This is a genomic window from Nonomuraea sp. B10E15 (genome assembly GCF_039871615.1).
Classification (GTDB): Bacteria; Actinomycetota; Actinomycetes; order Streptosporangiales; family Streptosporangiaceae; genus Nonomuraea.
This window is the reverse complement of the sequence record NZ_JBDPMB010000004.1, coordinates 1-20367: the sequence shown is the minus strand read 5'-3', so window position 1 is coordinate 20367 and position 20367 is coordinate 1. Positions and strand designations below refer to the sequence as shown.

Sequence of the window (20367 nt, the reverse complement as noted above, 5' to 3'; positions counted from 1 at the left end):
AGGCCGAGGGCGGCGCCAGGAGCGCCGTCGCGGATCGCTGGGTGGCGCGTCAGCAGGAGTAGCACGAGACTGCGAATAGCGCCGGGCCCGCGGCTGGTCACTGTGCGCGCGGGCCCAGCAGGACGGGCATGGTGCGGGTGCTGTTGCCGAGCAGGGTGTCCAGCGGGCGCAGCTCCTCGGCCGGCACGGCGGGCGCGATCTCCGGGAACGCGTCGAAGAGCGCGGACAGCGCCACCTCGGCCTCGAGGCGGGCCAGCGGCGCGCCGAGGCAGAAGTGCGGGCCGTGCCCGAAGGACAGGTGAGTGGCCGGCGGGTCGGTGAGGTCGAACAGGTGGGCGTCCTCGCCGTACTGGTCAGGGTCGCGTCCAGCGGAGGCGAAGCAGGCCAGCACGGGCTCCCCGGCGCGCACGCGCACGCCGTCGATCTCGACGTCGCGCCGGGCGTAGCGCATGGGGAAGTAGGCGATCGGCGAGTCCCAGCGCAGGGTCTCCTCGACGGCCGCGCTGTAGGGGCATTTGCCCGCGCGCAGCAGCTCGACCTGGTCGGGCACGTGGAGCAGGGCGCCGATGGCGTTGGTGATGAGGTTGACCGTGGTGACGTGGCCGGCGATGAACAGCAGCTCGATGGTGGCGAACAGCTCCTCGTTGGAGAGCCGGCCGCCGTCCTGCTCGCGCAGCGTGATCAGGTCGGTGATGAGGTCCTCGCCGGGGCTGTCGCGGCGCTCGTCGATGATCTGGCCGAGCAGCACGTGCAGGGCCTGGCGCAGGTCGGGTGTGTCGTCGAGGCTGCCGCCGACCTGCGCGACGGCGTCGGTGAGCTCGTGCAGCCTCTCCTGGTGCCCGGCCGGGATGCCGATCATGTCGGAGATGACGTCGCGGGGCAGCGGGTAGGCGAACTCCTTGCGCATGTCGACCGGCCGGCCGGGTGGCATCGCGGCGAGCCGGTCGATGAGTGCGGCGGTGAGTTCCTCGATTCTCGGGCGCAGCCCTTTGAGCCGGCGGGGCGTGAACGCGGCGGTCAGCGGGGCTCGCAGCCTGCGGTGTTCGTCGCCTTCGGCGTTGAGCATCGAGGTGTCGGTGACGATGCGGGTGATGGCCGTGCCCGGCGGGGCGCTGTCGCGGTCCTTCCAGTAGCGCAGCTCCCTGGACAGGTCCGGGTGGGTCAGCACGGCCAGCAGCGTGGAGTAGCGGGTGGCGGCCCAGGTGTGCACGCCTTCCGCGGTCACCGGGACGAGCGGCCCGGCCGCGCGCAGCCGGTCGTCGTCGCCGTGCAGGTCGGGGGTGGCCGGGTCGAGGATGAAGCGGTGGTCGTCTGTCATGGTCATCCCGTTCGTCGTGGGCTGACCGCCAGCGCGGTCACGTCGAAGCCGGGGTCCTGGTCGAGGTAGAGGTCGCGGACCAGCTCGCCGGCGGCGGGCGCGTTGCACAGGCCGTGGCCGGAGAAGCCGGTGGCGTACAGGAACGCCGGAGGGCCCGGCTGGTGGCCGATGAAGGCGGTGCGGTCGGGGCTGGCGTCGCGCAGGCCGGTGACGGCGGTGTGCAGCGCGAGCTCCGCGAGGCTCGGGTAGACGTCGGCGACCCGGTCGGCGACCTCGCGCCGCCATGCCTCCCGGTCGGGCCCCGGGTAGCCCATGCCGATCAGCATGCGGTCGTCGCGGACCCTGATGAGCAGGCCGGTGGCGGCGTGCAGGGTGACCGGGACGTCGGGCGTGCCGGGCGGCAGCGGGTCGGTGGTGAGCAGCTCCTGCTCGATGGGCTCGGTGAGCGGCAGGTCGACGCCCGCGCAGCGGACGAGCGAGGCCGACCAGGCGCCGGCGGCGCAGATGATCGCGTCGGCGCCGATCTCGCCGCTGGCCGTGCGGATGCGGCCGGCCTGCGCGTCGATGCCGGTGACCGGGCAGCCGGTACGCAGCACGGCGCCGGCCTTCTCGGCCGCCTGCGCGTAGGCGGTGACGATGGCCGTGGTGTCGGAGATGTAGGCCTGCGGCGAGTACGCGGCGGCCAGCAGCGGCGTGTCGTCGCCGACGAGGGGGTTGAGCTCCCGTGCCTCCTCGGCGGTGATGAGGCGGACGTCGACGCCGGCGGCGTGCTGGGCGGGCAGGTCGGCCTGGAAGGCGGACAGCTGCTCGGGCTCGGTGAACAGGATCAGGTAGCCGACCTGCCGCAGGGGCAGGTCGGTGCCGGGCCGGTCAGGGAAGGCGTGGTAGGCCTGCAGGCTGCGTACGGCCAGCGCGGAGCTGACGGGGTTGCCGGCGAAGTAGGAGCGGACCACGTCGGCGGTGGCGCGGGAGGCGCCGGAGCCGAGCGTGCCGCGTTCGAGCAGGGTGACGTCGACGCCGGCTTCGGCCAGGTGGTAGGCGATCGACAGGCCGATGACGCCGCCGCCGACCACCACCACCCGGGAGCCGCCGTTCACACCGGCTCCCGTACGGCGCGCAGGCTCTCGCCGGCCTGCCAGGGGAACAGGTGCAGGTTCCAGCCGCCCAGGCAGTTGCAGTAGAGCGCCATGTGGGCCATGACGGAGATGAAGTCCTCGTGGCTGTCGAGGCGCTCCAGGCCCGACAGGAGGCGCTGGGTGAAGTCCCACAGGGTGTCGAGGCCGCAGTAGCCGAGGAACTCGGCGGGTGTGGCGGCGAGCTGGCGGGTCATCTGGCGCAGCCACGGCATGGGCATGCCGTCGAGGGCGGCGCGGACGAGGCCGCCGTAGCAGCTGTAGCCGAGCGGGCGGGTCTCGCCGTTGACGAACAGGAGCGTGGTCAGGACGGTCTCGTAGCTGCCTGCGCCGGAGGGGATGCGGCCCTCGTGGAGGTCGACGAGCTCGCGGGGCGGGTCGAGCCAGATGCGCTGGGTCTCGGCGTGGACGTCCTTGACGAGTTCGTTGAGCTGCGGGTCGCCGATGGGCAGCCGGGGCAGGACGTGGCCGCCGTCCCCGCCGGCGCGGCGCACTTCGGCGATGACGGGTTCCTTGGTGGTGTAGACGGCGTTCCAGACCTCGTGGCCGGCCTGGGTGAGGGCGTCGAGGTCCTCTTCGGCGACCTGGCCGACGGGGGTGGCGGTCATGGGCTCGGTGAGCTCGCCGTACTTGATGCCCAGGTGCTGCAGGCGCGAGCAGAACAGGGTGCCGTCGGGCACGGTGCGGCGGTCCACGCGGTATTCCGCGGGGGCGTGCAGCAGCGAGTGGACCGGGGCCACGTGGTAGAGGTGGTATCCCGCGACCAGGGCGTGTCCTTGCAGGCTGCGGTAGGGGAGCGCGTCCCACAGGCATTGGGCCAGGGCGGGGTTGCGCTCGTCGAGTTGGGCCGCCACGGTGATGCCGAGGCTGGGCCAGGTTATTTCCACACGCTTAGTCTCGTTCACAGTACGTCACTGTATCGTCGCATTTTGTGGCGAAACAGGGCGTGGTCAGGGTATTTACCCGGACATGACCGCATCTGGGTGCTGCCCCAGCGGCGCCCAGATCCGGGCGTCGCTCCAGATCGAGCGCTCGTCGACGTACGGCCGCAACAGCGCGGTGAGCACCGGATCGCCCCGCCCCGCCAGCTCGTCCTCGGCGATCCTGCGGGCCACGCCCACGATGACGTCGGCGACCTGGACCCGGACGTCGAGGGACGACTCGGCCAGCCGCAGCCCGGCGAGCCGGCCGTCGAGGATCTCCCGCAGCTGGGCGACGCGCTCGTCGGTGAGGGTGGTCTGCCGGTCGTGCACGATCCGGACCGGTTCGCCGCCGCGGTGCCAGAACTCCACGGCCCGCACGATGGCCGGGATCAGCGGGTCGAGGGCGGGGAAGACGTGCGGGGCCTCCAGCAGCCGCTCCCTGAAGGCGGCCACCCGCGGCCTGGCCTGCCACAGCAGCTCCATGATCTCGCCCGCGGGCCCGGGTCCGCGCAGCTCGTCCACCAGGAGGAAGGCGTCGTCGGCGGACATGGTGACGCCCTGGCCGTTCTTGGCGCGCAGCAGGTAGTTGAAGGAGTCGAGGAAGGACGTCCACCGCGTGGCCCCGAACGCGCGCGGGCCCTCGCGGTGGAGCGTGAGCGCCCTGGCCGCGGAGAGCGGGCCGAGGTCGAGGTCGATGCCCGGCGGGTGGCCCGCGTCGAGCAGGGCGACGATCTTGCGTACGGCGAGGAAGGGTTTGTCGGCCAGGAAGACGTGGGCGCGGCCGAGCAGCGGACCCGACGGGCCGAGCAGCCACCTGAGCGTGGCCCGGTGCTTGTCGCGCAGGACGTGGGCGGCCGCGTACTGGCTGGCCGGGGTGGGCGCCCTCTCGCGCAGCTCGCCGATGCACTCTTCCGCCGCCCGCCGGCTGATCAGGACGGCGGCGTGGGCGAACACGTCGGTGTTGCCGCCGACGAGCTTCTCGCCCTCCGCGCCGGACTCGTCGCACACCACTTCAAGAGGTTCCGACACGTACGCAAATGTAACCAAGGCCGCGCCCCGCCCGCGAGGCCATTCCGGGCGGGGCCGCGTCCTGGTGGATCGCCGGTTCAGCCCTTGATGCCGGTGAGCAGGACGCCCCTGACGATCCACCGCTGGGCGATGAGGAAGAGGGCGACCAGGGGCAGGATGGCCACGAGGGCGCCGGCGAACAGCGCCGGCAGGTTGACCGCCTGCTGGTTGAGGTTGGTGGACAGCGCCACCTGCACGGTCCAGTACTCCGGGTCCTGGCCGATGACCAGCGGCCACAGGAAGGCGTTCCAGTGCTCGATGAAGGACAGGATGCCGAGCGAGGCGAACAGGGCGCCGGAGTTCGGCAGCGCCAGCCGGGCGTACAGGCCGAGGAAGCCCAGGCCGTCCACCCGGCCCGCGTCCTCCAGCTCGCGCGGGAAACGCAGGTAGAAGCCGCGGAACAGCAGCACGGCGAACGCGCTGAACAGGCCGGGCGCGATCAGCCCCCACAGGGTGTTGACCCCGCCCATCGAGCCGACCACGACGAACGTCGGGATGAACGTGGCCGCGCCCGGCACCATCATCGTGGCGATGATGAAGAAGAACACCGGCCTGGACGCCGCCACGGGGATGCGGGCCAGCGCGTACCCGGCCATCGACGCGAGCAGCGTCGACAGCGGCGCGGAGATCGTCGCGATGAGCGTGGAGTTCACCAGGGCGTGCGCCAGCGGCACCGCCTCGTTGCCGAAGGCGTCGGCGAAGCCCTGGAAGCTGATCTCCTCGGGCCACCAGCGCCATTCGAGCGAGCCGAGTTCCCGCCTGGTCATGAGCGCGTTGCGGATCAGCAGGTAGAACGGCAGCAGGAACGGCACCGCGAAGACGATCGCCGCCGCGTAGGAGCCCGGATGCCGTCTCCTCATCGCCCCTCCTCCTCGGCGGTCCTGCCGAACCCGGCGAAGCGGCCCTGCAGCAGCGTGAACACCACGATCAGCAGGGTGACGACGAACGCCCCCGCCGATCCTGCGCCGTAGTTCTGCTCGCCGAGCGCCGTCTGGAACAGGTAGGTCAGCGGTGTCCTGCCGTCCGCGCCGCCCAGCCCCGACAGGTTGGAGGCCAGGATGTTGTAGAACTCGTCGAACGCCTGGAACGCGTTGATGATCAGCAGCAGCGTCACCGCGACCGACGTGTTGCGCAGCATCGGCCAGGTGATGTGCCGGAACAGTTGCCCTTCGGTGTGCGCGCCGTCCACCCGCGCCGCTTCGTACAGCTGGGCGGGGATCTGCTGGATGCCCGCCAGGAAAAGGATCATGTAGAAGCCCGTCTGCAGCCACAGCCGGACCGTGACCAGCACGATCCAGTACAGCGGCGGGTCCACGGTCGCCACCCAGCCGATCGAGTCCTCGTGGCCGAGCAGGTAGGCCAGGCTGTTGGCCACGCCCGACGGCGTGCCGCTGAACAGGCTCATCTTCCACACGAGCGCGCCGACCACGTACGAGACGGCCGCCGGGATGAAGAACGTGGTCCTGAAGAACGCCCGGCCGCCGCGCAGCCGGTTGACCAGCACCGCCAGGCCCAGCGCCAGCGCGAACGTCACCGGGACGATGAACAGCGTGAACACCAGGATGGTGACCAGCGATCTGGTGAAGGCGGGGTCGCCGAGCAGCCGCCGGTAGTTGTCCAGGCCGTTCCACGAGCCGAGGCTGATCGTGCCGCGCGCGTCGTTGAAGCTGAGCAGCAGGCCCCAGCCGATGGCCACGTACTTGAACAGCAGGAGCCCGGCCACCATCGGCAGCGTGAGCAGCACGAACGCGCGCCAGGCCGGCCACCTGGAGGCCCACCGCGCGCGGGCGCGGTGGGGCCCGCCGGCGCGGGGGCGCGCGGCCGTCGTCGTCATAGCGCGGGCACCTTGTCCAGGATGTCCTGGGACCGCTTGGCCGCCTCCGCCAGCGTCCTGGCCGGGTCGGCGCCCTTCTTGACGATGGCGGTGACCGCGTCGGTGTAGGGCTGTTCCACCTCGGGGGTCCACAGGGCGGGCTGCTTGACGCCGTGCGTGTTCGCGGCCTCCATCACCGCCTGGGCCGGACCGGTCCTGAGCTTGTCCGCCGCGTTCGCGGCGCTGGTGCGGGGCGGGATGTGGAAGCCGTAGCCGAGGTTCCAGTCGGTCTGCGCGGCGGTGTTCTCCACCCACAACCAGCGCACGTACTTCGTGGCCGCCTCCAGGTGGGCGCTCTTGCCGTTGACGACCTGCACCCAGCCGCCCATGTTGACCACCTGCCGGCCGCCGGGGCCGAAGGCCGGCAGCGGGAAGGAGGCGAAGTCGTCGCCCAGCTCGGCGGTCATGCCGGGGACGGCCCACATGCCGACCCACTGCATGGCCGCCGCTCCGGTGATCAGCGCGCCGGGGTCCCACCAGTCGGTCGAGTAACCCTGCAGGGTCACCTTGCTGTCGTACAGGTCCTTGAGCGCGGTCAGCGCCTTGACCACCTTCGGGTCGTCGTAGATGATCTTCCGGTCGTCGACCAGCAGGTTGCCGTTCGACCAGGGCACCAGCATCCCCAGGTCGCCGATGCCGTCGTTGCCGACGAACAGGCCCTTCTGCCTGCCCGTGGTCAGCTTCCTGGCCGCCGCGGCGAACTCGGCGAAGCTCGTCGGCACGGCCACCCCGGCCTTCTGGAACAGCGACTTGCGGTAGAACACCAGCATCGGGTCCACGACCATGGGCACGGCGTAGACCTTGCCGCCCCACGTGTACGGCGCCAGCACCTTGGGGTCGAAGTCGGACTTCTCCGCGCCGAGCACGTCGTCGAGCGGTGTGACCTGCCCGGCCTTGACCATGTTGGGGCCGACGTCGTTCACCTCGTAGACGTCGGGGCCGTCGGGGGTCAGGACGGCGGCCGTCCACTTGGTGGCGTAGTCGCCGGGGATCCACGACACCTTGACCGCGATGTCGGGGTTGGCCTTGGTGAAGTCGGCGGCGTAGCGCAGGGCCGCCTGCTGGGTGCCCTCCTCGCCGTACTCGTGGTACCAGTGGTTGAGGGTGATCTTGGCGTTGCCGGTGGCGGGCGGGGTCTTGGTCTTGGCCAGCGGGTCGCCGCCACATGCGGAGACGGCGGCGCCGGCGACGAAGAGCACGGATCCTTTGAGCAGTCCGCGGCGGGTGAGTGGTCTGTCCATCGAGGCCACCTCTCGTGGGGGAATGAGATCGGTGCCGATGCGAGGTAACCGGTTACTTCTGACGTCGTGAGGCGGACGCTAGACGCGTCGGCAGGTGGCGTCAATGCGCTGTTAACTTTTTGTTACAAAGCTGCTGGAGCTGGCCTTGACGGACCGTGGTGGATCTCTTAGCGTCGCGGGCATCAGCCATGTAACCGGTTACCCGTCTGGAGGTTCGCCGTGAGACTGCCGCCCGATCGGGCCGCCCGCGCGTGCACCGGCCAGGCCCGGGAGCGGGTGGCGCCGCGCGCGCCCGGCGTCGGCGTCACCGGGCCCGTCACCGGGCCCGTCACCGGGCCCGTCACCGGGCCCGTCACCGGGCCCGTCACTGGGGCCGCCGTCACCGCGGCTCTCCGCACCGGGGAGGCCACGTGACCCCGTCCGGCCGGGTCACCATCCGTGACGTGGCCAGGCGGGCCGGGGTGTCCGTGGCCACCGTCTCCCGGGTGCTCGCCAGCGACTACCCCGTGCTGGCCGCCACCCGCAACAAGGTCGTCAGGGCCGTGCGCGAGCTCGACTACGTCCCCAACGCCCACGCCAGGGCCCTGTCGGCGGCCCGCCCCGGCGCCATCGCGATCGTCGTCGACAGCGTGGCCATGCCCTACTACGCCTACATCGCCCAGGGCGTGGAGGAGCAGGCGGCGCTCGAGGGCCGGCTGTCGCTCATCTGCACCACCGGCGGCGACCCCGGCCGCGAGCTGTCGATCGTGCGGCTCCTGCGCGAGCATCGGGCCGAGGCCGTCATCCTGGTCGGCAGCGTGATCCTGGACGACGACTACCGCAAGCGGATGACGGAGTACGCGCACGCGCTGGCGGCCGCGGGCTCGCGCCTGGTGTTGTGCGGCCGCCCGCCGCTGGGTGAGGGGGTGCCGGCCCTGGTCGTCGGCTACGACAACACCGGCGGCGCCCACGCCGTGACCGCCCACCTGCTCTCGGCCGGTCACCGCAGCATCCTCTACCTCGGGCTGCGGCCCGGCCACACCACCTCCGAGAGCAGGGTGGCCGGCTACCGCAGCGCGCTGGCCGAGCACGGCGTGCCCGCCGACCCGGCGCTGGAGGTCGAGGCGGAGTTCTCGCGGGAGGCCGGCTACGACGCGATGAAACGCCGCCTTGCCGAGGGGCCGCCCGGCTTCACCGCCGTCTTCGCCGGCAACGACCTGGTCGCCGCCGGGGCCATCCAGGCGCTGGACGAGCACGGGCTGCGCGTCCCCGAGGACATCTCGATCGTCGGCTACGACGACGTCCCGCCGGCGCAGGACCTGCGCCTGACGACCGTGCACCTGCCGCACGACGAGCTCGGCCGGGCCGCCGTGCGGCTCGCGCTCGGCCGGGTGGGCGCCGGCCCGTTGATCCTCGGCACCCACATCGTGGTACGCGGCTCGGTCCGGCCGCTCGGCCCGCGGTGACCTTCCCGATGAGCCCGCTCGCGGCCTTCGCCCTGCGGCCGCCGCTGCTGCCCGAGCTCTTCCCGCCGGACCTGCGGCGCCGGTTGTCGCTGGTGGCCCGGGTGCACGACCGCGTCATCGACCGTTTCGACGGGCCACTCGACGCCGACATCCTGATCACCGGCTGGGGCTGCCCGCGCATCGACGCCGGCGTGCTGGCCGCCGCGCCCCGGCTGCGCGCGGTCGTGCACGCGGCGGGCAGCGTCAAGGGCCATCTGACGGCGGAGGTGTTCGACCGGGGCATCGTCGTCTCCTCGGCCGCGCAGGCCAACGCGGTGCCCGTGGCCGACTTCACGCTGGCGATGCTGGTGCTGGCGGCCAAGCAGGCGTTCGTCCGCGCCCGCGCGTACGCCGCCGGCGGCTGGTCGGGCGACGCGCTGCCGGGCGTGGCCACGCCGGGGGAGCGCGGCGGGCTGGCCGGCGCGGTGGTCGGGGTCGTCGGCGCCTCGCGGGTGGGCCGGCTGGTCATCGGACGGCTGCGCGCCCACGGCGCGGACATCCTGCTCAGCGATCCGTACGCGAGCCCTGAGGAGGCCGCCGCGCTGGGCGCGGGCCTCGTCCCCCTCGACGAGCTGTGCCGGCGCGCCGAGCTCCTCACCGTGCACGCGCCCGAGCTGCCGCAGACGCGCGGCCTGCTCGACGACCGGCGGCTGTCGCTCCTGCGCGACGGGGCGGTGCTCGTCAACACCGCCCGCGGCGCCCTCGTCGACACCGACGCCCTGGTACGCCACTGCGCGGGTGGCCGCATCGGCGCCGTCCTCGACGTGACCGACCCCGAGCCGCTGCCCCCGGGCCACCCGCTGCTCGCCCTGCCCAACGTCCTGGTGACCCCGCACATCAGCGGGGCGAGGGGCCGGGAGCTGCGGCGGCTGGGGGAGTTCGCGGTGGCGGAGGTGGAACGCCTCGCCCGCGGCCGCCCGCTGCGTGGCGCCGTCCGCCCTGCCGACCTGCACCGCATCGCCTGATGCCGCCGCGGCGGGTCTCCCGCGCACGCGGAGGGTCCGGGGCGGGCCGTACGGGATTCCGCACGGCAGGGGAGGAGCGGATGAGCCGGGAGGCGCTGGTGCGGCGGACGCGGGGGAGGGGCCGATGAGCCCGGACGCGCTGGTGCGGCAGGCGCGGGAGGAGGCCGCCAGGGCGCGTACGGAGCCCCTCCCCGCCCTGACCTTCGCCCTGTGGCGCCGCTACGCGGACACCGGCGACCGCCAGGCCTACGAGCGGGTCTACTTCGAGCGCCGTCGCCGCCTGGCCGCCCTCATGCTTGCCGCGCACCTGGACGATCGCCCCGACCCGGCGCTGGACGACCTGCTGTGGTCGGTGTGCGACGAGCACACCTGGGTGCTGCCGGCCCACGAGCCGCGAGACCGCCCGGTCAACGCGTTCGTCGACCTGTTCGCCGCCGAGACCGGCCATGCCCTGGCGGAGGCGGTGGGCCTGCTCGGCGAGCACCTCGACCCCCGGGTGCGGGCCCGGGTGCGCGAGGAGGTGGAGCGCAGGGTCCTGCGCCCGCTCCGGGAGGAGGCGCCTCCCCTGTGGTGGGAGTCGGCCGGGCACAACTGGGCGGCCGTCTGCGCGGGCGCGGCCGGGATGGCGGCGCTGGCGCTGGACTCCGAGCACCTGCCGGCCCTGCTGCCCCGCCTGGAGCGGGCCCTGGAGTCGTTCCTGGCGGGCGCGGGCCCGGACGGCGCCTGCCTGGAGGGGCCCGACTACTGGTCCTACGGCTTCGGCTACTTCGTCTATTTCGCCGAGGCGCTGCGCGAGCGCACGGGCAGGGACCTGCTGGACGACCCCCACGTACGCGAGATGGCCGCCTACCCCGCCAGGATCGACCTGGGCGGCGGCGCGCGCCCGGCCTTCGCCGACTCCTCCGGCACGGGCGCCTACCCGGCCGGTCTGCTGGAGCGCCTGGCCGGACGCCTGGGCGTGCCCGTTCCGCAGGGGCGGGAGCCGTCGTTCCACGACGACCCCTGCTACCGCTGGGCCCACCTGAGCCGCACCCTGTGGTGGGCGGCACGGGCGACACGGGCGCCGCGCACCCCGCCGGCGCCGTGCGACCGCCTGCCGGACGCCGCGATCGTGGTCGCCAGGGCGGGTGGCACGGCCTTCGCCGCCAAGGGCGGCCACAACGACGAGCCGCACAACCATCTCGACCTGGGCCACTTCGTCCTCCACGTCCACGGCAGGACGGTGCTGGACGACCTGGGCGCCCCCGAGTACACGCGCGACTACTTCGGCGCGGGCCGCTACGCGGTGCCGCAGGCCTCGGCGGAGTGGCACTCGATCCCGCTGATCGACGGCAACGGGCAGCGCCCCGGCCGTGACCGCCGCGCCGAGACCGTCCGGTACGCGGCCGGCCACGACACCGTGGACTGGACGCTGGACCTGACGGCCGCCTACGACGCGCCCCGGCTCATCCGCTTCACCCGCGCCTTCGCCTGGCGGCCGGGGCGGCTGGAGCTCACCGACACCTTCGCCTTCGCGGGCGGCGACCGCCCGGTGGCGGAGCTGTTCGTCTCCCGCCTGCGCCCCGAGGTGGGCCACGGCTCCGTCGGCTGGGGGCCGGTGGTGCTGGAGGTCCCGCCCCCGTGGCGGGCCCAGGCGGAGGAGCTGGAGGTACGCGGCCATGACGGCGTGCCGGAGACGGTGCACCGCGTGCGCCTGACCGCCGCCGTCCCGTCCGGCCCGCATACCTTCGTCTTCACCGTGCGTTGACGGTCGCTGAAGCAAAGGAGCGAATCTGTAGCGCGATATGTTGATTAATGCCCCCGAATGGGGAATACTCTGATCCAGAAGTCCAGCAGAGGGCTTCGACCCACGCGTTATACGTGGCGTGCCTCTGCCTGGGCTTTTTCGCGTCTGCAGGGGCCGCCATGATCTGACCTTTGGAGCATCAGATGGCCGTCCTGGAGATCACACTCGAAGAGATGACCGCCGAGCAGCTGCTCACCGAGATGAACCGGCCCGAGACGCCGGAGCTGCGCAAGGTACGGATCCGTGAGCGGGTCGTGGCCATGTACGACGCTCTGGTGGGCGAGGTCACCCGCCGCTACCGTTACCGCGGCGAGCCGATGGAGGACCTGCGCCAGGCCGCGTACGTGGGCCTGATGAAGGCCATCAACGGATTCGACCCCACCCTGGGGCACGACTTCCGCGGCTACGCGATGATCACGATGGTCGGCGAGGTGAAGCGGCACTTCCGCGACCGCACGTGGGCGATCCGGGTGCCGCGGGTCTACCAGGAGCGCCGCCTGGAGCTGAACAAGGTGACCAGCGAGCTCACCCAGACCCTCGGCCGCGCCCCCACGGTCGCCGAGCTGGCCGGCAAGATGGGCATCTCGGAGGAGGACGTGCTGCTCGCGCTCGACGCGTCCGCCGCCTACAGCACCCTGTCGCTGGACGCGCCGGTCGGCGGCGAGGACGACGCGGCCGACCTGGGGGACTTCCTGCCCGCGCAGGACGACTCGCTCGACAACATGCTCGGCAAGCACGCCATCAAGCCGCTCATCGACGCGCTCCCCGACCGTGAGCGCAACATCCTGCTGATGCGGTTCTACGGCAACATGACCCAGTCGGAGATCGCCACGGAGTTCGGCATCTCGCAGATGCACGTCTCCCGCATCCTGCGCGCCGTGCTCACCAAGCTGCGCACCGCCCTGCAGGACTGACCGCCCCGCTTCCGCCCACCGGCCGCCCGTGCTCATGCCCGTGCCGGTGGGCGGAGTCATGTCGCGCGCGGGATGACGGCCGAGGACGCAGCCGCCCGCGCTCTCCGCGAACCTCCGGAAGAGCCGCCCGGCCCGAGCCGGTGCTCGCGCCGGGCCGGCGGTCACATCCCGATCCGGCAGCGGAACGCCGTCCGGGGGTGACGGTGATCGCGGCATTCGCAGTACGGTTCTCCCTGATCGATGCGTCCGGATGTGTCCATGTCACGGCACCCTCACGTTGCTCCGAAAGTTTCAGGAAAGTTATTGCCGCACAACGTCCGGCAAAGCCGGTGAGCTCGGGCCTCATGGGCCGGTCAGATCTGCAACATAGCAGTTGACGACACTCTTGACAGTTTTCCGCGAGGCCCCTTATGTTGCCGCAATATTAAGCATTTTTCCTTGAAAGTTTCGGCTTCACATACCGCAATGCGCGTGGCATGTTGCCGTGGGAAGCCCGAAGGGATGGCATGACGGGCCAAGGAGCGATCGACACGTCCCCCACGCCGGACGACAGCACGCGATGGCGGGACCCAGGGCTGTCCCCCGGCGAGCGAGCCGAGGCCCTCATCCCGCTCATGACGCTGGAGGAGAAGGTCGCCCAGCTGGTCGGGGTGTGGGTCGGCGCCGGCGCTTCGGGAGAGGGCGTCGCCCCGCACCAGACCGAGATGGCGGGCGGGCCCGAGTGGAGCACCGTCATCCGCCACGGGCTCGGCCAGCTGACCAGGCCGTACGGCACCGCGCCCGTCGACCCCGTCGCCGGCGCCCGGTCCCTGGCCGCCTCCCAGGCCGAGATCGTGGCGACCAGCCGGTTCGGCATCCCGGCCCAGGTGCACGAGGAGTGCCTGACCGGGTTCGCCGCCTGGCGGGCGACCGTCTACCCGGCGCCGCTGAGCTGGGGCGCGACGTTCGACCCCGGGCTGGTCGAGGAGATGGCCGGGCGGATCGGACGCTCCCTGCGGGCGGCCGGCGTGCACCAGGGCCTGGCGCCGGTGCTCGACGTGACCCGCGACTACCGCTGGGGCCGTACCGAGGAGACCGTCAGCGAGGACCCCTACCTGGTCGGCACCATCGGAGCGGCCTACGTGCGCGGGCTGGAGGGCGCCGGCGTCGTCGCCACGCTCAAGCACTTCGCCGGCTACTCCGCCTCGCGCGGCGGGCGCAACCTCGCCCCCGTGCCGATGGGACGCAGGGAACTGGCCGACGTCGTCCTGCCGCCGTTCGAGATGGCGCTGCGCCTGGGCGGCGCCCGGTCGGTGATGAACTCCTACGCCGAGATCGACGGCGTTCCCGTGGCGGCCGACGACGGCCTGCTGACCGGGCTGCTGCGCGACGAGTGGGGCTTCGCCGGCACGGTCGTCGCCGACTACTTCGCGATCCGGTTCCTGCAGAAGCTGCACGGCGTGGCCGCCGACGCCGCGGAGGCGGCCGGGCTCGCCCTGCGCGCCGGCATCGACGTCGAACTGCCCACCGTCGACACCTTCGGCGAGCCGCTGATCGAGGCGGTGAAGGCGGGCGCGGTCGACGAGAAGCTCGTCGACCGCGCGCTGCGCAGGGTGCTGACGCAGAAGGCCGAGCTCGGCCTGCTCGACGAGGGCTGGCAGTGCCTGCCCGAGGGCGCCGACCGGCTCCGCCTCGACGACCCCGAGAGCCAGGACATCGCCCTGCGGCTGGCCCGCGAGTCGGCCGTGCTGCTGCGCAACACCGGCGACATCCTGCCGCTGGCGCCCGGCCGGCGGGTGGCCCTCGTGGGGCCGGTCGCCGACGACCCGATGGCGATGCTCGGCTGCTACGCCTTCCCCGCGCACGTGGGCGCCCACCCCGAGCACGGGCTCGGGCTGGAGATCCCCTCGCTGCGCGAGGCCCTGGGTGCGCTGGTGCCCCGCCTCGCCTACGCGCCCGGCTGCGACATCACCGGCGACGACACCTCCGGCATCGCGGCCGCCGCCACGGTCGCCGCCGCCAGCGACGTGTGCGTGCTGGCCGTCGGCGACCGGGCCGGGCTGTTCGGGCGCGGCACCTCCGGCGAGGGCTGCGACGCCACCGACCTGCGCCTGCCGGGCGTCCAGTCCGAGCTCGTCAGGGCCGTGCTCGCCACCGGCACCCCCGTGGTCCTCGTGCTGCTGGCCGGGCGGCCGTACGCGCTGGGCGAGGAGGCGGACGCCGCCGCCGCCATCGTGTACGCGTTCTTCCCCGGCCAGCGCGGCGGCCAGGCGCTGGCCGAGGTGCTCACCGGCGCGGTGAACCCGTCGGGGCGGCTGCCCGTCAGCGTGCCGCGCGACGCGGGCGGCCTGCCGGCCACCTACCTGTCGCCGTGGCTGGGCCGGCGCTCCCAGGTGTCGTCCGTCGACCCCACCCCCGCGTTCCCGTTCGGCCACGGGCTGGGCTACACCACGTTCGAGTGGAGCGACGTGACGGAGCCCGGCGAGCCGGCCGCCTGGCCGGTCGACGGCGAGGTGAGCGTCGCGGTCACCGTCCGCAACGCCGGGCCGCGGCCCGGCACCGAGGTCGTCCAGCTCTACCTGCACGACCCGGTCGCGCAGACCACGCGCCCCGTGGTCCGCCTGGTCGGTCACGCCCGCGTGCCGCTGGAGCCGGGCGAGGCCGCCCGCGTGACGTTCGGCGTGCCGGCCGACGTCACCTCGTTCACCGGGGTGCGCGGCCGGCGCATCGTCGAGCCGGGCGAGGTCGAGCTGCGCTTCGCGCGGTCGAGCGCCGACGTGGTCGCGGCCGTGCCGCTGCGCCTGACCGGCGACGTGCGCGAGGTCGGCCACGAGCGGCGGCTGCGGCCACGGGCGCGGATCGAGCGCATCGCACCGGAGGACAGAGGATGAGCAGCACCCCCACGACCGTGAACCCGCCACCGGACACCAGGCAGGCCCGGTCACCCGTCCGCCGCCGCCGGCGGCCCGCCGGCACCTCGACCTCCTGGAGCGGGGCGTTCCGCCGCAACTGGCAGCTGTACTCGCTGGCCATCCTCCCGCTGCTGTTCTTCGCGATCTTCCGGTACGCCCCCATGATCGGCAACGTGATCGCGTTCCGGAAGTTCGAGCCCGGCGGCAGCGTGCTGGGCGAGGAATGGGTGGGCCTGCGCTACGTGAACCTGTTCCTGAACGACCCCACGTTCTGGAACGTCTTCACCAACACCGCGATCCTCGGCGGGCTCACCCTGCTGTTCTGCTTCCCTCTGCCCATCGTGCTGGCGCTGCTGCTCAACGAGGTCCGCAACCGCGGTCTGAAGAGGTTCCTGCAGTCGGTGTCCTACCTGCCGCACTTCCTGTCGATCGTGGTCGTGGCCGGCATCGTCATGCAGACGCTGGCCATCGACGGGCCGGTCAACCAGCTGGTGCGGGCGTTCGGCGACGATCCCATCACGTTCATGCAGAAACCCGAGTGGTTCCGGACGATCTACATCTCGTCGGAGATCTGGCAGACGGTCGGCTGGGGCACGATCCTCTACCTCGCCGCCCTCACCACCATCGACGAGCAGCTCTACGAGGCGGCCAGGATCGACGGCGCCGGCCGGTGGCGCCAGATCTGGCACGTCACCCTGCCCGGCATCCGGCCGACGGCGGTCACCCTGCTGATCCTCAACATCGGCACGTTCATGGCCGTCGGCTTCGAGAAGGTGCTCCTGCTCTACAACCCCCTGACCTATCCGACCGCCGACGTGATCTCCACGTACCTCTACCGGATGGGTGTCGAGTCCAGCAACTTCAGCTACGCCGCCGCGATCGGCCTGTTCGAGGCCCTCATCGGGCTGACCCTGATCCTGTCGGCGAACCTGATCTCCCGTCGAGCAGTGGGGACGAGCCTGTGGTGACACTCGACAGAAGCCGGGGCTACCGGGCCTTCCAGGTGGTCAACGCCGTCGTCCTGACCGGCGTGGTGATCGTGACGCTCTATCCGTTCGTCAACATCGTCGCCCGCTCCTTCAGCGAGGAGCGGTACATCCTGTCGGGCGAGGTCAACCTCATCCCGCGCGGGTTCAACCTCACGACGTACCAGATCGTGGTCGCGGACCCGATGTTCTGGACGAACTACCGCAACACCGTGGTCTACACCGTCGTCGCCACCGCCATCGCGATGGTGCTGACCACCTGCTACGCGTACGTGCTGTCCAAGAGGCACCTCAAGGGCAGGACGTTCCTCATCTGGGTCGCCGTCTTCACGATGTTCTTCAACGGCGGCCTCATCCCCAACTACGTGCTGGTCAACAGCCTCGGGCTGACGAACTCCATCTGGGCCATCGTGTTGCCCAACGCGATCAGCGTCTTCAACCTGCTGGTCATGAAGGCCTTCTTCGAGAACCTGCCGAGCGACCTGGAAGAGGCCGCTGCCATCGACGGGCTCAACACCTACGGCATCCTGGGGCGGATCGTGCTGCCGCTGTCGAAGGCGGTCATCGCCACGATGGTGCTGTTCTACGCGGTCTCGTTCTGGAACTCGTGGTTCTCGGCGTTCCTCTACCTCAACAGGACGGAGTTGTTCCCGGTCACCGTCTATCTGCGCAACATCATCGCGGGCGCCACCGGCGCCGAGAACGCCGGCGCGGGCGCGGCGGACCTCACGCAGGTCGCGGCCAACATCCAGTCGGTGACGATCATGCTCACCGTGCTGCCCATCCTCGCGGTCTACCCCTTCGTCCAGCGGTACTTCGTCTCCGGAGTCATGCTCGGCGCGGTCAAGGGTTAGCCTCCTCACGCCTCTACAACCCCCCGGACACGGCAAAGGAACCCCAATGCGCGAACTATCACGGCGTCAGGCGATCATCGGCTTGGGTGCGTTCACCCTCGTCCTCGCCGGCTGCGGCGAGGACGAAGCCCCGAAGCAGAGCGCCCAGTCCGCGAACAAGGCGGGCGCGATGGCCAACTACGGTGTCAGCCAGCAGTTCAAGGCCACCGAGCCGCTGTCGTTCGACGTGCTCTACAACAACCACCCGTTCTACCCGTTGAAGAACGACTGGCTGTTCTGGGAAGAGCTGACCAAGCGCACGAACGTGACGCTCAAGCCGGTCGCGGTGCCGCTGAGCGACTACGAGAAGAAGCGCAGCCTGATGATCGGCGCGGGGGACGCCCCGCTCATCATCCCGAAGACGTACCACCCGCAGGAGGAGGCCTTCGTGGCCTCGGGCGCGGTCCTGCCGGTCAGCGAGTACTTCGACCTGATGCCGAACTTCAAGGACAAGGTCGCCAAGTGGAAGATGGAGCCGGAGCTCGACACGCTCCGGCAGGCCGACGGCCGCATCTACCTGCTGCCGGGCCTGCACGAGAACGTCTGGGTCGACTACACCCTCGCCGTCCGGATGGACATCCTGGAGGAGCTCGACCTGGAGGTCCCGAAGACCTGGGAGGAGCTCTACACCGTCCTCAAGGCCATGAAGGCCAAATACCCCGATCTCTATCCCATGACCGACCGGTTCGGCATCCCCACGCCCGGCGGCAACCTGCTCAAGCTCGTCGCCCAGGCCTACGGCACCAAGGGCGGCTGGGAGTACCAGCACGCCTTCTGGGACGCCACCGCCGGCAAGTTCGTCTACACCGGCGCCATGCCGCAGTACAAGCAGATGATCGAGTACCTGCACAAGCTGGTGAAGGAGAAGCTGCTCGACCCCGAAGCCTTCACCCAGCAGGACGAGCAGGCCGACCAGAAGCTCATCTCCGGCAAGTCGTTCGTGATCAGCACCAACGCGCAGACCCTGGTCAACGAGTTCCGTGGCGCGCTCACGAAGGCCAACCCCGACGCCAGGATCGCCAAGATCCCGGTGCCCATGGGCCCCGTCGGCGACTACAAGATCGGCACCCGGCTCGAGAACGGCGTCATGATCTCCAAGAAGGCGCTGGAGCACAAGAACTTCGTCGCCATGATGCAGTTCGTCGACTGGCTCTGGTACTCCGACCAGGGCCTGGAGTTCGCCAAGTGGGGCGTCGAGGGCACGACGCACACCAAGGACGCCTCCGGCGGCTACAAGCTGGCCGACGACGTCGACTTCGTCGGGCTCAACCCCGACGCCTCCAAGCACCTGCAGAAGGACTTCGGCTTCTCCAACGGCGTGTTCGCCTACGGCGGCCCCACCAAGCTGCTGGAGTCCACCTTCTCCGAGGAGGAGCTGGAGTTCCAGAAGGTGATGAACGCCAGGAAGGCCTGGCCGGTCGATCCGCCCCACCCGCTGAAGGAGGAGGAGCGCGAGCAGGCCACGCTGTGGGAGACGCCGCTGAAGGACTTCGTCACCCAGCAGACGCTCAAGTTCATCCTCGGCGAGCGCGACCTCAGCGAGTGGGACGCCTACGTCAAGGAACTGGAGGGCAACAACATGGCCTCCTACATCAACCTGGTCAACACCGCCTACGAGCGGTTCAAGAAGGAACACGGCTGAGTGGAGCCCGGGCCTTCCCGATGAGCGAAGCGCCCGCGGAGCGGAATCGTCGGATCAGCTAGAACCCACTACCTGACCTGGGGCATCAGGGGTCCGCAGACGTACGGCACATGCCACCGTGTGCCTGTCGCGGCCCCTGAACGCCGTTCCCCGGGTCCGGGGTGTCCCCCGGAAGGCCGGCCGTTCGTCACCTGGATATGAGCGACAACTGCTCCGGCCTTCCGCGTCGAGGCTCCTGGCGCGTGCGCCGTCTCGGGGCCGCGGTTCACACCGCGCAAGACGCTGGGCATCGATCACAGGACGGGTGGACGGACGATGACGCATGCGCAAGAGGTGCCGCTGCAGTTTCGGCGGAACGGGCTCGACCCGGCAGAGGAACTGGCCCGGGCTCGCGACGGCGAGGGTGTGGTGCGGGTGGGGACGGCCTGGGGTCTGCCGGGGTACCTGGTCTGCCGGCATGAGGACGTCCGCGGGGTGCTGGCGGATCCGGCCCGGTTCAGCAGTGCCCTGACGCCGCTTCGCGGAGCGGGTGCGCTGGATCCCGATGAGGTGGCCAGGATGCGTGCCGGGCAGCTGATCGGGTTGGATCCGCCGGAGCACACCCGGCTGCGCCGGATGCTCACTGCCGAGTTCACGGCGCGCCGGATGCGCCGGCTGGAGCCGCGGATCACCGAGATCGTCCAGACCGCTCTGGACGGTCTGGAGGGGGCGGGCAGGCCGGCCGACCTGATGGCGCACTTCGCGCTGCCGGTGCCGTCCCTGGTGATCTGCGAGCTGCTGGGGGTGCCGGATGCCGACCGGTTCGAGTTCCAGGAGCGTTCCACGCGCTTGCTGGATGTTTCCTTGCCGGTGGAGGAGCTGACCGCGGTGCGGCGGGAGGAGCGCGCCTATCTGGCCGGTCTGGTCGCCCGGGCGCAGGCTGATCCGGGCGAGGACATGCTGGGCATGCTGGTGCGCGAGCACGGCGGCGATCTCAGCGCCGACGAGCTCATCGGCGTGGCCGGGCAGTTGCTGCTGGCCGGGCACGAGACCACCTCGAACATGCTGGGGCTGGGCACCCTGGCCCTGCTGCGGCATCCGGACCAGCTCGCGTTGATCCGCGAGGACCCGGCGCTGATCGAGTCCGCCGTCGAAGAGCTGCTGCGGTGGCTGTCCATTTCGCAGGCGCCTCCGCCCCGCTCCACCACGGCCGAGGTGGAGATCGCCGGGCAGGTCATCCCCGCGGGGGCGATGGTGATCTGCTCGCTTCC

The 20367-nt window shown here is 71.3% G+C and carries 17 protein-coding genes; 10 read left to right on the top strand and 7 right to left on the bottom strand.

All coding sequences use genetic code 11. The features are described from left to right. Positions 1-97: 97 nt before the first annotated feature. From ABGB14_RS15685 to ABGB14_RS15655, 7 genes are all read right to left on the bottom strand, one after another. A complete protein-coding gene (locus ABGB14_RS15685) occupies positions 98-1324 on the bottom strand; it encodes a cytochrome P450 (protein ID WP_347644376.1) in 1227 nt (408 codons plus the stop codon). Further along, a complete protein-coding gene (locus tag ABGB14_RS15680; RefSeq protein ID WP_347644375.1) occupies positions 1321-2415 on the bottom strand; it encodes an FAD-dependent oxidoreductase in 1095 nt (364 codons plus the stop codon). The genes ABGB14_RS15685 and ABGB14_RS15680 overlap by 4 nt, the downstream gene beginning before the upstream one ends. Beyond that, the gene (locus ABGB14_RS15675) at positions 2412-3356 is read right to left on the bottom strand and encodes a hypothetical protein (protein WP_347644374.1); all 945 of its coding nucleotides are present in this window, start codon (positions 3354-3356) and stop codon (positions 2412-2414) included. The genes ABGB14_RS15680 and ABGB14_RS15675 overlap by 4 nt, the downstream gene beginning before the upstream one ends. Before the next feature lie 54 nt (positions 3357-3410). Next, entirely contained in the window at positions 3411-4403 is a 993-nt protein-coding gene (locus ABGB14_RS15670) for a hypothetical protein (protein WP_347644373.1), read from the bottom strand. Positions 4404-4480: 77 nt separating this feature from the next. Continuing rightward, positions 4481-5302 (bottom strand): carbohydrate ABC transporter permease, encoded by an 822-nt coding sequence (locus ABGB14_RS15665; RefSeq protein ID WP_347644372.1) that lies wholly within the window; start codon positions 5300-5302, stop codon positions 4481-4483. After that, the gene (locus ABGB14_RS15660) at positions 5299-6276 is read right to left on the bottom strand and encodes a sugar ABC transporter permease (RefSeq protein ID WP_347644371.1); all 978 of its coding nucleotides are present in this window, start codon (positions 6274-6276) and stop codon (positions 5299-5301) included. Before ABGB14_RS15660 ends, ABGB14_RS15665 begins: the two co-directional genes overlap by 4 nt. Next, entirely contained in the window at positions 6273-7556 is a 1284-nt protein-coding gene (locus ABGB14_RS15655) for a sugar ABC transporter substrate-binding protein (RefSeq protein WP_347644370.1), read from the bottom strand. The genes ABGB14_RS15660 and ABGB14_RS15655 overlap by 4 nt, the downstream gene beginning before the upstream one ends. A 219-nt stretch (positions 7557-7775) precedes the next feature. Between ABGB14_RS15655 and ABGB14_RS15650 the strand changes: the two genes are divergently transcribed. The 10 genes from ABGB14_RS15650 to ABGB14_RS15605 form a co-directional block, all read left to right on the top strand. After that, positions 7776-7970: a hypothetical protein gene (locus tag ABGB14_RS15650; RefSeq protein WP_347644369.1), complete on the top strand. Its 195-nt coding sequence runs from the start codon at positions 7776-7778 to the stop codon at positions 7968-7970. Then, positions 7967-9001, top strand: coding sequence for a LacI family DNA-binding transcriptional regulator (locus ABGB14_RS15645; protein WP_347644368.1), 1035 nt, complete (start codon positions 7967-7969; stop codon positions 8999-9001). Before ABGB14_RS15650 ends, ABGB14_RS15645 begins: the two co-directional genes overlap by 4 nt. A gap of 8 nt (positions 9002-9009) precedes the next feature. Then, positions 9010-10005: a hydroxyacid dehydrogenase gene (locus ABGB14_RS15640; RefSeq protein ID WP_347644367.1), complete on the top strand. Its 996-nt coding sequence runs from the start codon at positions 9010-9012 to the stop codon at positions 10003-10005. 124 nt (positions 10006-10129) lie between these two features. Continuing rightward, positions 10130-11752: a heparinase II/III family protein gene (locus ABGB14_RS15635; RefSeq protein WP_347644366.1), complete on the top strand. Its 1623-nt coding sequence runs from the start codon at positions 10130-10132 to the stop codon at positions 11750-11752. A gap of 170 nt (positions 11753-11922) precedes the next feature. Next, a complete protein-coding gene (locus tag ABGB14_RS15630) occupies positions 11923-12705 on the top strand; it encodes a SigB/SigF/SigG family RNA polymerase sigma factor (protein WP_347644365.1) in 783 nt (260 codons plus the stop codon). Positions 12706-13211: 506 nt separating this feature from the next. Continuing rightward, positions 13212-15575 carry a glycoside hydrolase family 3 N-terminal domain-containing protein gene (locus tag ABGB14_RS15625; RefSeq protein ID WP_347644364.1) on the top strand — a complete coding sequence of 788 codons (2364 nt, stop codon included), beginning with the start codon at positions 13212-13214 and terminating at the stop codon, positions 15573-15575. Then, a complete protein-coding gene (locus ABGB14_RS15620; protein WP_347644363.1) occupies positions 15572-16564 on the top strand; it encodes an ABC transporter permease subunit in 993 nt (330 codons plus the stop codon). The genes ABGB14_RS15625 and ABGB14_RS15620 overlap by 4 nt, the downstream gene beginning before the upstream one ends. After that, positions 16561-17436 (top strand): carbohydrate ABC transporter permease, encoded by an 876-nt coding sequence (locus ABGB14_RS15615; RefSeq protein ID WP_347644362.1) that lies wholly within the window; start codon positions 16561-16563, stop codon positions 17434-17436. Before ABGB14_RS15620 ends, ABGB14_RS15615 begins: the two co-directional genes overlap by 4 nt. 46 nt (positions 17437-17482) lie before the next feature. Continuing rightward, on the top strand, positions 17483-19117 hold the full coding sequence (locus ABGB14_RS15610) for an extracellular solute-binding protein (RefSeq protein WP_347644361.1): 1635 nt from the start codon (positions 17483-17485) through the stop codon (positions 19115-19117). A gap of 315 nt (positions 19118-19432) precedes the next feature. Next, the coding region (locus ABGB14_RS15605) for a cytochrome P450 (RefSeq protein ID WP_347644360.1) at positions 19433-20367 on the top strand (935 nt) is incomplete at its 3' end.

Excerpts from the sequence above, each read along its gene's own strand:
- ABGB14_RS15685 (WP_347644376.1), bottom strand. The coding sequence starts at position 1,324 with ATGACCATGACAGACGACCACCGCTTCATCCTCGACCCGGCCACCCCC.
- ABGB14_RS15665 (WP_347644372.1), bottom strand. The coding sequence starts at position 5,302 with ATGAGGAGACGGCATCCGGGCTCCTACGCGGCGGCGATCGTCTTCGCG.
- ABGB14_RS15660 (WP_347644371.1), bottom strand. The coding sequence starts at position 6,276 with ATGACGACGACGGCCGCGCGCCCCCGCGCCGGCGGGCCCCACCGCGCC.
- ABGB14_RS15655 (WP_347644370.1), bottom strand. The coding sequence starts at position 7,556 with ATGGACAGACCACTCACCCGCCGCGGACTGCTCAAAGGATCCGTGCTC.
- ABGB14_RS15640 (WP_347644367.1), top strand. The coding sequence starts at position 9,010 with ATGAGCCCGCTCGCGGCCTTCGCCCTGCGGCCGCCGCTGCTGCCCGAG.
- ABGB14_RS15635 (WP_347644366.1), top strand. The coding sequence starts at position 10,130 with ATGAGCCCGGACGCGCTGGTGCGGCAGGCGCGGGAGGAGGCCGCCAGG.
- ABGB14_RS15625 (WP_347644364.1), top strand. The coding sequence starts at position 13,212 with ATGACGGGCCAAGGAGCGATCGACACGTCCCCCACGCCGGACGACAGC.
- ABGB14_RS15620 (WP_347644363.1), top strand. The coding sequence starts at position 15,572 with ATGAGCAGCACCCCCACGACCGTGAACCCGCCACCGGACACCAGGCAG.
- ABGB14_RS15610 (WP_347644361.1), top strand. The coding sequence starts at position 17,483 with ATGCGCGAACTATCACGGCGTCAGGCGATCATCGGCTTGGGTGCGTTC.